This is a genomic window from Prosthecobacter sp. SYSU 5D2, from assembly GCF_039655865.1.
Lineage (GTDB): Bacteria > Verrucomicrobiota > Verrucomicrobiia > Verrucomicrobiales > Verrucomicrobiaceae > Prosthecobacter.
On the sequence record NZ_JBBYXL010000006.1, the window covers coordinates 226,644 to 239,524 of the forward strand.

Annotated in this window: 10 protein-coding genes; 9 read left to right on the forward strand and 1 reads right to left on the reverse strand. The window is 58.8% G+C overall.

Features of this window, described 5'->3' with window-relative positions; translation table 11 throughout:
* Window positions 1-6: 6 nt before the first annotated feature.
* Window positions 7-378: a four helix bundle protein gene (locus WJU23_RS11925; protein WP_346332798.1), complete on the reverse strand. Its 372-nt coding sequence runs from the start codon at window positions 376-378 to the stop codon at window positions 7-9.
* A gap of 48 nt (window positions 379-426) precedes the next feature.
* Between WJU23_RS11925 and ntrB the strand changes: the two genes are divergently transcribed.
* From ntrB to WJU23_RS11970, 9 genes are read left to right on the forward strand one after another with little or no spacing between them, the layout of a single operon-like run.
* Complete coding sequence (ntrB, locus tag WJU23_RS11930; RefSeq protein ID WP_346332799.1) at window positions 427-1,311, forward strand: nitrate ABC transporter permease; 885 nt, start codon at window positions 427-429, stop codon at window positions 1,309-1,311.
* A 20-nt stretch (window positions 1,312-1,331) separates the two neighbouring features.
* Complete coding sequence (locus tag WJU23_RS11935; RefSeq protein WP_346332800.1) at window positions 1,332-2,252, forward strand: ABC transporter ATP-binding protein; 921 nt, start codon at window positions 1,332-1,334, stop codon at window positions 2,250-2,252.
* Window positions 2,249-3,136 (forward strand): ABC transporter ATP-binding protein, encoded by an 888-nt coding sequence (locus tag WJU23_RS11940; RefSeq protein WP_346332801.1) that lies wholly within the window; start codon window positions 2,249-2,251, stop codon window positions 3,134-3,136. Before WJU23_RS11935 ends, WJU23_RS11940 begins: the two co-directional genes overlap by 4 nt.
* Before the next feature lie 38 nt (window positions 3,137-3,174).
* The gene (locus tag WJU23_RS11945; RefSeq protein ID WP_346332802.1) at window positions 3,175-4,554 is read left to right on the forward strand and encodes an alginate export family protein; all 1,380 of its coding nucleotides are present in this window, start codon (window positions 3,175-3,177) and stop codon (window positions 4,552-4,554) included.
* A 21-nt stretch (window positions 4,555-4,575) separates the two neighbouring features.
* Window positions 4,576-6,225 (forward strand): flavodoxin domain-containing protein, encoded by a 1,650-nt coding sequence (locus tag WJU23_RS11950; RefSeq protein WP_346332803.1) that lies wholly within the window; start codon window positions 4,576-4,578, stop codon window positions 6,223-6,225.
* Between the two features lie 42 nt (window positions 6,226-6,267).
* Window positions 6,268-8,019: a NirA family protein gene (locus tag WJU23_RS11955; RefSeq protein ID WP_346332804.1), complete on the forward strand. Its 1,752-nt coding sequence runs from the start codon at window positions 6,268-6,270 to the stop codon at window positions 8,017-8,019.
* A gap of 20 nt (window positions 8,020-8,039) precedes the next feature.
* Entirely contained in the window at window positions 8,040-9,668 is a 1,629-nt protein-coding gene (locus WJU23_RS11960) for a DmsC/YnfH family molybdoenzyme membrane anchor subunit (RefSeq protein WP_346332805.1), read from the forward strand.
* A gap of 6 nt (window positions 9,669-9,674) precedes the next feature.
* The gene (locus WJU23_RS11965; RefSeq protein ID WP_346332806.1) at window positions 9,675-11,861 is read left to right on the forward strand and encodes a nitrate reductase; all 2,187 of its coding nucleotides are present in this window, start codon (window positions 9,675-9,677) and stop codon (window positions 11,859-11,861) included.
* Between the two features lie 60 nt (window positions 11,862-11,921).
* Complete coding sequence (locus WJU23_RS11970; protein ID WP_346332807.1) at window positions 11,922-12,875, forward strand: ADP-ribosylglycohydrolase family protein; 954 nt, start codon at window positions 11,922-11,924, stop codon at window positions 12,873-12,875.
* The last annotated feature ends 6 nt before the right edge of the window (window positions 12,876-12,881 follow it).

The window sequence follows — 12,881 nt, forward strand, 5'->3', positions numbered from 1 at the left end:
GATGATTTACGATTTATGATTTGGCCGTGCACGGCGCTTGGTCGTGCTGCGGGTGGCATTGAAGATCTTCGTGAGTTCTTCCGCTTCTTGCTGCAAAGCTTTCAAACGCTTGCCAGGAAGCAGTTTAGCCCGCTCAGCCAGTTCTATCCAGAACCCGCTTTCGTCAGCCTCTTCAAGAACGATCGTGATCTTGTTGATGAAGTCCGCATCGGACTTTGCTCGAAGAGCCGATCTGTAGTTCGCAGCCACTGAAGTTCCGCTTCTGGCGATCTGGCCTCCCACCGTCTTGCCCGCCGTGGTCTGCGGTAACGAGTCCACCAGTTTCAAAATTCGCACCGCAAATTCCATCGTCCGATCCTTCATCTCTTGGTTCGTCATAGGACACTGATTTCAAATCATAAGTCATAAATCGTAAATCATAAATTCATGCACTTTATAACTCGCTACAAACTCGACACCGTGCTCCTGCCTCTGGCAGCCATCCTGGTCTGCTGCCTCCTTTGGTACAGCATTGCAGGCAAATCGGTCACCACCGTCAAGAAAGATGACTGGGGTGACATGGTCAAAGAAACCAAACGCTTCGGCGTCTCCAAAGATCTGCCCACTCCGGCGGAGACCTGGACCGCCAGCAAGCTTTATGTCGTGGAGCCCTTCGCCAAGCGTGGCGAGCTGGATCAGGGCATCTTGAGGTTCACCTGGCTGTCGCTCAAACTGGTCGCCCAGGGTTACTTCCTGGCGCTCATCATTGGCACGCCCATTGGGTTCTTCCTGGGTCTGTCCAAGAAGTTCACCATCGCGTTTGACCCGATCATTCAGGTCTTGCGACCCGTCTCGCCGCTGGCCTGGCTGCCATTGGGAATGATCCTCTTCAGCGGGGTACAGATCGTGGACGCAGGTGGCCGCACCACGTTCGGAGCCTCGGATGCCGCCGCGCTCTTCACCATCGCCATCTGCGCCATGTGGCCCACGGTCATGAACACCGCCGTTGGCGTGCGTGCTGTGCCGCAGGATTATCTGAATGTGGCCAAGGTGCTGAAGCTCTCCAAAAACAAGACACTCTGGAAGGTCCTCGTGCCATCCACCCTGCCCTACATGTTTACCGGCTTCCGGCTCAGCCTCGGCATCGCCTGGCTGGTCATCGTTGCTGTGGAAATGCTCACCGGGCGCCCCGGCATCGGCGGCTTCCTTTGGCAGCAATACAATGCCAACAGCTTCGCCCACATCATCCTCTGCATCCTCACCATCGGCGTCATCGGCTACGTGCTGGACCGCCTCATGAGCATGATCGAGGGCCGCTTCAAAACCGCTTAACCGGAGGAACTTCATTCGATATGCCGCTCATCGAAATTAAAAACGCTTCCAAAGGCTTCGGTTCCCCAGGGGACCGCAGCGAGGTCCTCAAGGACATCAACCTGTCCGTCGAGGAAGGCGAGTTTGTCGTCATTGTTGGTTATTCCGGGTCAGGAAAAAGCACCTTGATCAACCTCATCTCAGGCCTGGTCAAACCGGACACCGGCGTGGCCATGATTGAAGGCAAGCCCATCACCGAGCCCGGACCCGACCGTGGTCTGGTGTTCCAAAACTACTCCCTTCTTCCCTGGCTGACCGTGGCGGAAAACATCTCCCTCGCCGTGGATGAAGTCTTCAAGGACTGGAGCAAAGAACAGCGTGCTGCCCACGTCGCCAAATACATCGGCATGGTGAAGCTCACCCCTGCAGCCCACAAGCTGCCCAAGGAGCTCTCCGGTGGCATGAGGCAGCGCGTTTCCGTCGCCCGCACCCTGGCCATGAACCCCAAAGTGCTGCTCATGGACGAACCCCTGAGCGCCCTGGATGCACTTACCCGCGCCCAGCTTCAGGACGAGATCGCTGAGATCTGGCTGAACAACAAGACCACCGTCATCTGGATCACCAATGACCCCGATGAAGCCATCCTGGTGGCCGACCGCGTCATCCCCCTCCTGCCTACCTCCCCTGCCACGCTGGGTGAATCCATCACCGTGGACATCGAGCGGCCACGCGACCGCAAGGCCATCAATCACGACCCAAAATTCAAGAAATTGCGCGCCCATCTGATCACCACCCTGCTGGATGCCAAAGGAAAAAACAAAGTGAAGTCCAGCCGCAAGCTGACCCTGCCGGACATCCTGCCCGAAGACCTGACCCAGGCAAACAGCTTCCAATTCCTGAATCGCCGGGGACCGAAGCGCCGCAACGAAATCAAACACGAAGAAGTGGAGGTGACCGCATGAGTGTGATGAACCCAAAAATGCTGGAACTGGACCGTCTGTGGAAGATCTACGACACCCCCAAAGGTCCGGCCACCATCGTCAAGAACTTCAATCTGAAGCTCAAGGAAGGCGATTTCGCCACCCTCATCGGGCATAGCGGCTGCGGTAAAAGCACCGTACTCATGATGGTCGCCGGTCTCAGTGACGTCAGCAAAGGCAACATGATTCTCGCAGGCAAAGAAGCCGTCGGCCCTGGCCCGGATCGAGGCATCGTTTTCCAGTCCCCTTGCCTGCTTCCCTGGATGACCGCCTTTGAAAACGTCATGCTTGGCGTGAACCAGGTGTATTTCACCGCCAGCAAGGCCGAGCGCCGCCAGGTGGCCGAGTATTATCTCAGCATCGTCGGTCTCGCCGAGGCCATGCACAAGCTTCCGTCTGAGCTTTCCCAGGGCATGAGACAGCGCGTCGGCATTGCCCGCGCCTTTGCCCTGCAGCCCAAGATGCTGCTGCTGGACGAGCCCTTCGGCATGCTGGATTCCCTCACCCGTTACGAGCTTCAAGAGGTGCTCCTGGACCTGTGGCGGCGCAACAGCATCACCACGCTCATGGTCACCCATGATGTGGATGAGGCCATCTTCCTTTCGGACCGTGTCGTCATGATGACCGACGGCCCCGAGGCCGAAGTGGGGGACATTTTAAACATCCCCTTCGAGCGTCCACGCAACCGCAAGGAGATCATGGAAGACCCGCGCTACTACGAGCTGCGCGAGCGTCTCATCACCTTCCTCAACGACCGCTCACACATCCGCCCCAGCCGTGAGCCGGAGTTCCAGCCATCCCCGGACATGGCTGCCGAAATGGCCGCCCATGCCCACACCTACCCTTTCCCGACAGCCGCCGCTTAGCCGAGAAAAAACAACGCATCCATACTCCCATACACTGAATGAAAAGGCTAGCACTCCTCCTGGCAACGGTCTCCATGGCCCAAGCAGGCACCCCCACCCCACCACCGGCGGCCCCAGCTCCCCTGCCCCCGCCGGGCTACGCACCCATCACCCTCTTCGACGGCAAGATCACCGTCGATATCCAGGAAAAGATGCGTGCTGAGATCCGTGAAAACAACTTTGACTTCAACAGTGACGTCAATGGCCCTCAAGACGCCTCCTGGCTCTTGCAGCGCTTCCGGTTAGGCATTGGCTATAGCATGACTCCCTGGCTCAAACTTTACGTCCAGGGTCAGGATGTGCGTGAGATCGGCGGCAGCCGGCCCAACGAAATCGGCGTCTTTGCAGCCGAAGGTGACGACACCTTTGACGTCCTCAAGGCCTACATCCAGGCCGGGGATCTGAAGAAAGGCATCAGCGCCACCGTTGGCCGCCAGTTCCTCAGCTACGGCGACCAGCGTCTGGTCGGTCCGCTCGAGTGGCTGAATCAGGCCCGCACCTTTGATGCCGTCAAACTCCGCTATGCCTCGGATTCCTGGGCCCTGGATCTCTTCAGTTCCAGCCCCGTGGTTTTCCGGGACCACAAATGGAACCAGTCCACCCTGCTGGATGATGACACGCAGTTGAATGAAGTCTTCAGCGGCATCTATCTCAGCAGCAAGTGGATCCCCATTAACACAACCACGGACTTCTATGTCTTCCATAAGCGTGACGATGGCACCGGTGCCTTTGGCCCACGTCTTGGCGAGACCAGTTTCTTCACCTTCGGCACCCTCTGGAAGGGCGATCCAAAGAAACTTGGCGGCTGGGATTATGAGACCGAAATGGCCTTCCAGACCGGTGAAGTCAATGGCCGCGACCTGACCGCTTTCGCCGGTCACTGGGGCCTTGGTTACAATTTCAATCATGCATGGAAGCCGCGCTTCGGCCTTCAATACAACTATGCCACCGGCGACCAGGATCCCGCAGATGGCGATATCGAAACCTTCCAGAACCTGTATCCCACCAACCATCTGTTCTACGGATACATGGACACCACCGGCTGGCTGAACCTCCACAATCCCCAGCTTAATTTCAGCTTCACTCCCACGCCCAAGCTGAAGGTCATGCTGGACTATCACCTCTACTGGAACGCCAGTAACGATGACGCCTGGCGTCGTGTGAATGGCGTCACCGCCGTCCGCCCGGTGAATGCCGCCGCCCGTGATGCCAGCAGCTTTCGTGGCCAGGAGTTTGACCTCACCGCCATCTACAAGCTGAACCCTCACGTGGCCTTCCAGGCCGGTTACAGCCTCTACGTCGCCGGTGATTACCTGTCCGATACCGGGGCCGCCGACAATGCGCACTTCGGCTACGTCCAGGTGCAGATCGATTTCTAAAACCTCCACTTCTCAGCCGTCATGCCACAAGTCCCCCTCATCCCAGAAAACGCTCCATTCACGTCTGAACAACGTGCCTGGCTGAACGGATTCCTCGCCGGTATCCTCAGCCGGGGGGAGTCAGCAGGATCTGCGGCATTGACGGCCCCGGTGGAGACACGGCCGCTGCTGATTGCCTTCGGCAGTCAGAGCGGCAATGCAGAAAGTTTGGCCAAGCGGCTGGCCAGGGAAGCGACGGGCCGGGGCTTTGCTGCGCGCGCAGCAGGCCTCGACTCGTTGCAACCGGCCGACCTTGTCCGCGAACAAAATGTGCTTCTCATCACCAGCACCTGGGGTGAAGGCGACATGCCGGACAATGCCATGTCGTTTTGGGACAGCATCAATCAAAACGGCAGCAGCCCCGCCCTCACCGGCGTAAAATACAGCGTACTTGCCCTCGGCGATAAAAATTACGGCGACACCTTCTGTCTCGCCGGCAAAAAAATAGACGCCCGTCTTGCCGAACTTGGTGCCATGCGCGTGGTCCAGCGCGTGGACTGCGACGTGGAGTTTGACGACCTTGCCAAAACCTGGAGCAGCTCCGCCTTCGCCGCCCTGGAAAGCACCACCCCCCTTTCACTGCCCGCCTCTTCAGATCCCATCGTCACTGCTGAAACCGTCGAAGAATCCGGTTACTCCAAAAAGAATCCCTTCCAGGCTCCGCTCATTGCCAACCTGGAGCTCAATGCCACCGGCAGCGCCAAGGATACCCGCCACATCGCATTCTCACTCGCCGGCTCCGGTCTAGATTATGAAGTCGGAGACGCCCTCGGTGTCCATGTCAAAAATTGCCCTGAAGTGGTGGATTCCATCATCACCGCGCACGGCTTTGATCCCCAAACCGAAGTCTCGCTTCCAGACATCGGCACCGCCTCTCTGCGCGATGCCATGATCAGCCATTATGACGTCCGTCACCTGCACGGGGTCACGCCCGGCAATCCTGGACCTGTGACCGATTTCGTCACCAATCTGCGCAAGCTTCAGCCGCGTCTTTACTCCATCGCCTCCAGCCTCAAGGCCCATCCGGAAGAGGTCCATCTCTGCGTTGGAGCCGTCCGTTATGAGGTCCACGGGATCGTTCATAAAGGCGTCGCCAGCACCTTCCTTGCGGAGCGTCTGCCGCTCGGTGAAACCACCGGCATCTTCTTCCACGTCGCCAAGCATTTCCGCCTGCCCACCGACCGCACCAAGCCAGTCATCATGGTCGGCCCCGGCACCGGCATCGCCCCCTTCCGCGCCTTCCTGGAAGAACGCGAAGCCACCGGCTCCCCGGGCAAAAACTGGCTCTTCTTCGGCGACCAACGCCGCGCCACCGACTTCCTCTACCACGATCAGATCATCGAGTGGGTGCAAAAAGGCGTCCTCAGCCGCCTCGATACCGCCTTCTCCCGCGACCAGGAAGAAAAAGTGTACGTCCAGACCCGCATGCTCACCGCCGCCGCCGAGCTGTGGCAATGGCTCGAAGAAGGTGCCCATTTTTATGTCTGCGGCGATGCCAAACGCATGGCCAAAGATGTGGACGCCGCCCTCCACGAAATCATCCAGACCGCTGGTGGCAAAAGCGCCGATGAAGCTACCGCCTACGTCGCCGACATGAAGAAAAATAAGCGCTACCAACGGGATGTGTATTGAGCCCGCACTCATCATTTTCTCACCCTTGTCCCCCTTTCATCTATGACCGCCCTTGCCGCCCCACCTTCGCCTGGCAAAGACTTTTCGCCGGAGCAACAACGCTACCTCGAAGGATTCTTCGCGGGCATCTCCGCCGGTGGTGTCAGCTTTGGAGATCTGTCCTCCGCCCCCGCCGCCAAGGCCCCCATTTCTGAAGGCCCCTCGCTCGATGACCTCACCAAAGAGGAGCGAATCAAACGCGAACTCCATCCCTTTGATGCCATCGAGCAACTGGTCATGGATGCACGCTGGAATGCCAAGCCCGAACCAGAATCCGTTTTCCGTTACAAATGGAACGGCCTCTTCTGGCTCAATCCCGTCAAGGATGGCTACATGTGCCGGCTGCGCATCCCGGGCGGCGTGGTGAAAAGCTATCAACTCCGCGAACTCGCCTCGATCGCCAGTGACCTAACCACAGGTTATATCCAAATCACTACGCGGAACAATTTTCAAATCCGCCTCATCGAGCCCAAAAACTGCCCCGAGGTTCTGCGACGCATCCAGTCATGCGGCCTGCATTCCAAAGGCGCAGGCGCGGATAACATCCGCAACATCACTATGAATCCCTGTGCGGGTTATGATCCGCATGAGTTGATTGATGTCCGCCCGCTGGTCAATGAACTGGCCACGCTCATCATCGCCTCCAAAGAGTTCTATGACCTGCCTCGCAAGTTCAACATCGCCTACGACGGCGGCGGCTTGATCAGCGCTGTAGAGGATACCAATGACATCGGTGCCAGCGCTGTCCGCATTCTTGAAAACGGCGATAGCATTGAGCCAGGCATCTATTTCCGCATTGCCCTGGGTGGCGTCACCGGCCACCAGACTTTTGCCAGCGACTGGGGCGTCATCGTCAAGCCCGAGCAGCTCAATGATGTCATGGTGGCCCTGCTGCGGGTCTTCATCAAACACGGTGACCGCACCAACCGCAAAAAGGCCCGATTCAAATACGTCGTCGAAGGCATGGGCCTGGAAGGCGTGCTTGCCGAAACGGAGAAACTGCTTCCCTTCAAACTCACCCGCCTTGCCCCCACCTCCCCCATCCAGGAAATGCGGAGCTTCTCCCAGCAAGGCCACTCCCACGTCGGCACCTATCCGCAAAAGCAGGAAGGCCTGGTCTATGTCGGAGCCAGCGTGCCGGTCGGGCAGCTCACCGCCCGGCAGCTTGATCGCATCGCAGATCTTGCCGACAGCTACGGCTCCGGCGAGGTCCGCCTCACCGTGTGGCAGAACCTGATCATCCCGAATGTCAAAGCCGCCTATGCCGCCACCCTGGCCAAATCCCTCCGCAAGCTGGGACTCCCCTGTGAGCAGTCGAATTTGAAAAGCGGTTTCGTCGCCTGCACGGGTAACCGCTATTGCAAATTTGCCGCCACCGACACCAAAGGCCACGCCATCGCCATCATGGAGTATCTGGACAAGCGGGTGAAGCTGGACCGGCCCGTCAACATCCACTTCACCGGCTGCGCCCACAGTTGCGCCCAGCACTTCATGGGGGACATCGGCCTGCTCGGCACCAAGGTGAAATCCGAGTCCGGCGAAGGTTATCACATCACCGTCGGTGGAGGCTTCGGCGAGAACCGCAAAATCGGCCGCCAGATCTTCAGTGGCGTCCCTTTTGAATCCCTGGGCAGCACGCTGGAGACCATGCTGAAAGGCTACCAACAGAAGCGCGAAGCCGACGAATCCTTCCATAGCTTCTGCAACCGCCACACGGTGGGCCAGCTCCAGGAAATCTTCTGTGAAGCCGTCTAACCAATAATCATCCTAATCATATGTTGTTTGATCTTGCCGACCCTGTCCCTGGCAGCCGAAAGGCTGCCAACGGCAGCGGTCCTCATGCATCAACCACCTTGGATGCCCTGCTGCTGGAGAACTTGCTGGAAGAACAGCAGACGTTACGAACCCCCGTCACCCTATTCTCAGAGGCCTACGATCAGGCCACCCCGGCCACTCGCTTCTCCCATCTCATTCCGTTGACCCAACCGCAGCCGGGGGAGCAATATTCCTTTGAGGTCAATCTGGATGCTTGCACCGGTTGCAAGGCCTGCGTGGCCGCCTGCCATTCTCTCAACGGCCTGGATGACCATGAATCCTGGCGCGACATGGGCCTGCTGGTCGGCACACGCAAGCAGCCTTATTTGCAGACCGTCACCACCGCCTGCCATCACTGCGCAGATCCGGCCTGTGCGGAGGGCTGCCCCGTCCTGGCTTATGACAAGGATCCCGTCACCGGCATCGTCCGTCATCTGGATGACCAGTGCATCGGCTGTAGTTACTGCATCCTGAAATGCCCGTATGACGTCCCCAAGTTTAACCTGAAGCGTGGCATCGTCCGCAAGTGCGACATGTGCCAGGGCCGCCTGGCCGAAGGCGAAGCCCCTGCTTGTGTGCAAGCCTGCCCCAATGAAGCCATCAAAATCGTTGCCGTCAAAGTATCAGACATCCCCCGGCGCGGCAGCATCATCACCGGTGCCTTTGACAGCAGCTACACCGGCCCCACCACCCGTTACGTCAGCAAGCGTTCCATGCCCGACTATGCACGCGCTGCTGATGCCGGCCATCTGGAGCGCGACCATGCGCATACCCCGCTCTCCTGGATGCTGGTGATGACGCAGATGAGCGCCGGAGCCTTCATCGCCTGTGCAGTTGCCCTTTGGATGGATGCTCTCACGCTGCACCAGGCCGGCATCACCAGTGCCGTGGCCTTTTTCGTCGGTTTCATCGGCATCCACCTCAGCGTCCTTCATCTCGGCCAGCCGTTGAAAGCCTGGCGCGCTTTCATGGGTTGGAGGAAGTCCTGGCTCTCACGTGAGATCCTGGCCTTCGGTGGCTTCGCAGGTGCGGGCTCCGCCGTCATGGCCGCCTGGTGGTGGGGCGATCTTCAATTGCTGAAGCTCACCGTCACCGGCACCGCCCTCATGGGCCTGGTGGCCGTCATCACCTCCATCATGGTCTATGTGGATACCCGCCGCCCTTACTGGTCGCTCCACCTCACCGCAGGCAAGTTCATCGGCACCATGCTGCTCCTGGGCACCGGTCTGGCAGGTGTCGTCTGGAGCTGGATGGACCTCCCCATGATGTGTACCGCCATTGCCTGCACACTCGGCTTTCGCTGGCTGGTCTCACTGTTTGAGATGAAGCAAAACGCCATAGCCCTGGCGGATGAAAAAAGCTCCTGGCATCGCTCCGCCCGCATCCTGGAGGAGCTCCACCCCAGGCACCTCGAGGCAAGACGCTTCCTGCTTGCTGCAACGGGCTTCCTGTTTCCGGTCATGATTTTTGGAGGCCTTCACGCACCCGTTCTTTTCACCCTCTCCGTCACACTGACCTTCTCAAGCCAGATCCTTGAACGGCTGTATTTTTTCACCGCCTCAGCAGGCTCCAAGATGCCAGGAAACTGACCGCTCATGATCACCCTGCCCGCACCCACCTTTCGCGAATGGAACGGCCCGCTGACCACGGATCTTGTACGTGAGCCGTCACGCTTCGGGTTAGGCCCGCTTCCCCGGCGTTTGCAACCCAATGGCACGGCCAAATCCGTCTGCGGATTCTGCTCCACCGGCTGCGGGTTAAAGCTGCATCTCAAAGACGGCATCGCCATCAATGCCACCCCGGATCCGGATTATCCCGTCAATCTCGGCACCGCCTGCCCGAAAGGCTGGGAGGCATTGACTCCCCTCGATTCCCCCGACCGCGCCACCACCCCGTTGCTCAATAACCAACCCGTTGACTGGCCAACCGCTATGCAGGTCTTTTGCGACCGCATGAAAGCCGTCATGGCCGAGCATGGACCCGAGTCCGCCGCCTTCATCAGCACCGGCCAGATCATGTGTGAAGAAATGGCCTTCCTCGGCTCCCTGGCCAAGTTTGGCATGGGCATGATCCATGGCGATGGCAATACCCGCCAGTGCATGGCTACGGCCGTGACAGCCTATAAAGAAAGCTTTGGATTTGATGCCCCGCCCTTCACTTATACTGATTTTGAGGAGAGCGACGTGCTCGTTTTCATCGGGGCCAATCCCTGCATTGCCCATCCCATCATGTGGCAGCGCGTGTTGAGGAACAAGCGCCAGCCCGAAATCATCGTGGTGGACCCCCGCATGACGGAGACCGCCATGGCCGCCACCCAGCACTACGCCATCAAGCCAAAAAGCGACCTCACCTTGCTATACGGCATCGCCCATTTGCTCATCCGGGATGGAGCCCTGGATACCGCCTTTGTCACCTCTCATACCACCGGCTTCGACGAATTTGCCACCTTCATTCAAACCTATACCCCAGAGCATGTCGCCGCCGAAACAGGCCTGAGCACGGAGCAGTTGCAGCGGTTTGCCGATACCATCCGCAGCGGCACGCCACGTGTCTCCTTCTGGTGGACCATGGGGGTGAACCAAAGCCATCAGGCCACCCGCACCGCCCAGGCCATCATCAATCTGGCACTCATGACGGGCAACATCGGCAATCCTGGCACCGGTGCCAATTCCATCACCGGCCAGTGCAATGCCATGGGTTCCCGCCTCTTTTCCAACACCACCAACCTCATCGGCGGACACGACTTCAAAAATGCCGCCCATCGCGAAAAGATAGCTGAGGCCATGAGCATCCCCGTGGCAAGCATCCCGGACCAGCCCAGCCTCGCCTACGACCAGATCTTGGAAGGCATCGAAAGCGGAAAGATCAAAGCCCTCTGGATCATCGCCACCAACCCCAGCCACTCCTGGATTAACCAAAACCGTTTCAACGACCTGCTGTCGAAGCTCGATTTCTTCGTCGTGCAGGACATGTATGCCACCACGGAGACCGCCCGGCGCGCCCACCTCTTTCTGCCCGCCGCCGCCTGGGGTGAGAAAGAAGGCACTTTTATCAATTCCGAACGCCGCATCGGCCTCAGCCGCCAGGTGCGCCGCGCTCCCGGCCAGGCCCTCAGCGATTTCCGCATCTTCCGTCTCATCGCCCATGCCTGGGGCCTGGATGACATGTTTGCTGAATGGACATCCCCTGAGGCTGCCTTCCAGGTCATGAAGCGCTGCACCCAGGACCAGCCCTGCGACATCACCGGCATTCAGGACTATGCCATGATCGAATCCAGTGGCGGCGTGCAGTGGCCGCTTAAAGAAGCCTCATCCTCCTTTGAAACCGAGCGTCGTTTGTTCTCCGACGGCCTTTTCTATACCCCAGACCAACGTGCCAGGTTTATCTTTGACGTTTCTACAGAGTCACCGGAAATGCCCGACCAGGACTATCCTCTAGTCCTCCTGACCGGCCGTGGAACCAGTGCCCAATGGCACACCGAAACGCGCACCGGCAAATCCAAAGTCCTGAGCCTGCTGGCTCCTGAAGAGCTCTTCCTGGACCTGCATCCGCAAGATGCCGCCACGCTCCGTATTCGCGACAATGATCAAGTCATCGTCACCTCCCGCAGGGCATCCTTGACCACCAAGGCCCGCCTCTCTCCCGCTGTCGGCGAGGGGCAGGTCTTCCTGCCTATGCACGATGCCCGCGTAAACCAGCTCACCCTTTGGGTCGTGGATCCGCACAGCCGGCAGCCCAGCTATAAACACTGTACAGTAAGAGTGACCCTGGCACCCAAATGAAGGAAACATTCACACGTCCAGACTTGCCCTCACTCACGATCTGGGGCACAGACAGGGACCGTGATTTCTCCTTCGTCCCGTCTTCAAGCTGCCCTATGGGGGCAATTCGTTGGCGATGCTGCCGCACTCGGCACGCATTGGATTTATGATTTGGACGACCTGGCCAAAAAGCACCCGAATATTCAGGGCTTCGAGACCCCAAAAAAAGGCCATTATCACGAAGGCAAGCAGTCCGGCGACCAGACCCACTATGGTGATGCCGCCCTGCTCTTGCTGGAATCTCTCGCCGCCTGCGGAGGACGTTTTCGTGAAAGCGACTTCGGCATGCGTTTTGAAAGCCATTTCAGCAGCCCTTCATGCCGCAGCTACCTTGACCATGCCACCCGTGAGACCCTGGAGCATCTTCAAAAAGAGCCCGGCAATTTCCAAAACGGTGCCGATGACGATCAGCTCGCCACCGTCAGCCGCCTGGCTCCAGTTGTCATTTCCTATCTGCAAGATGACTTTATTCAAACCGCAGACGCCATCCGCAGGCTGACCCTCGTCACCCAAAACCATCCCACCGCCATCGCTTGTGCTACCGCCCACGCAATGCTGCTGCGCACCCTGCTTCAGGGCACCCCTTTTCGCGATGCCTTTGAGCTCACCCGTAAATCACGTGAAGTGAGCTGCGACGGCTCGGACTACTTTGAATTTGCCTATATGCTGCGGGAGATGGACGTCATCACCGCCACCGGCCGTTATGGCCAGAGCTGCCCGCTGCCACAAAGCTTCCCCTCAGCCCTCCACGCCGCCTGGCGGCACCACGATTGCTTTGAAGTCGCTGTCCTGAGCACCATCAAGGCAGGCGGTGACAATGCCGGACGCGCCAGCATGGTCGGTGCCTGGCTGGGCGCTGCCACCGGCATGGAAGGCATTCCAGAAGCCTGGATGGAGAAGCTCACCGCCAGGGATCGAATCACCAAGGCCATTGAGCAGCTCTTCTCCCATCTGGACGGGCAAAAGCAGGGTTGACGCACG

Coding starts and splice junctions, on each gene's coding strand:
- WJU23_RS11925 (WP_346332798.1), bottom strand. CDS start 378: ATGACGAACCAAGAGATGAAGGATCGGACGATGGAATTTGCGGTGCGA.
- ntrB (WP_346332799.1), top strand. CDS start 427: ATGCACTTTATAACTCGCTACAAACTCGACACCGTGCTCCTGCCTCTG.
- WJU23_RS11935 (WP_346332800.1), top strand. CDS start 1,332: ATGCCGCTCATCGAAATTAAAAACGCTTCCAAAGGCTTCGGTTCCCCA.
- WJU23_RS11940 (WP_346332801.1), top strand. CDS start 2,249: ATGAGTGTGATGAACCCAAAAATGCTGGAACTGGACCGTCTGTGGAAG.
- WJU23_RS11945 (WP_346332802.1), top strand. CDS start 3,175: ATGAAAAGGCTAGCACTCCTCCTGGCAACGGTCTCCATGGCCCAAGCA.
- WJU23_RS11950 (WP_346332803.1), top strand. CDS start 4,576: ATGCCACAAGTCCCCCTCATCCCAGAAAACGCTCCATTCACGTCTGAA.
- WJU23_RS11955 (WP_346332804.1), top strand. CDS start 6,268: ATGACCGCCCTTGCCGCCCCACCTTCGCCTGGCAAAGACTTTTCGCCG.
- WJU23_RS11960 (WP_346332805.1), top strand. CDS start 8,040: ATGTTGTTTGATCTTGCCGACCCTGTCCCTGGCAGCCGAAAGGCTGCC.
- WJU23_RS11965 (WP_346332806.1), top strand. CDS start 9,675: ATGATCACCCTGCCCGCACCCACCTTTCGCGAATGGAACGGCCCGCTG.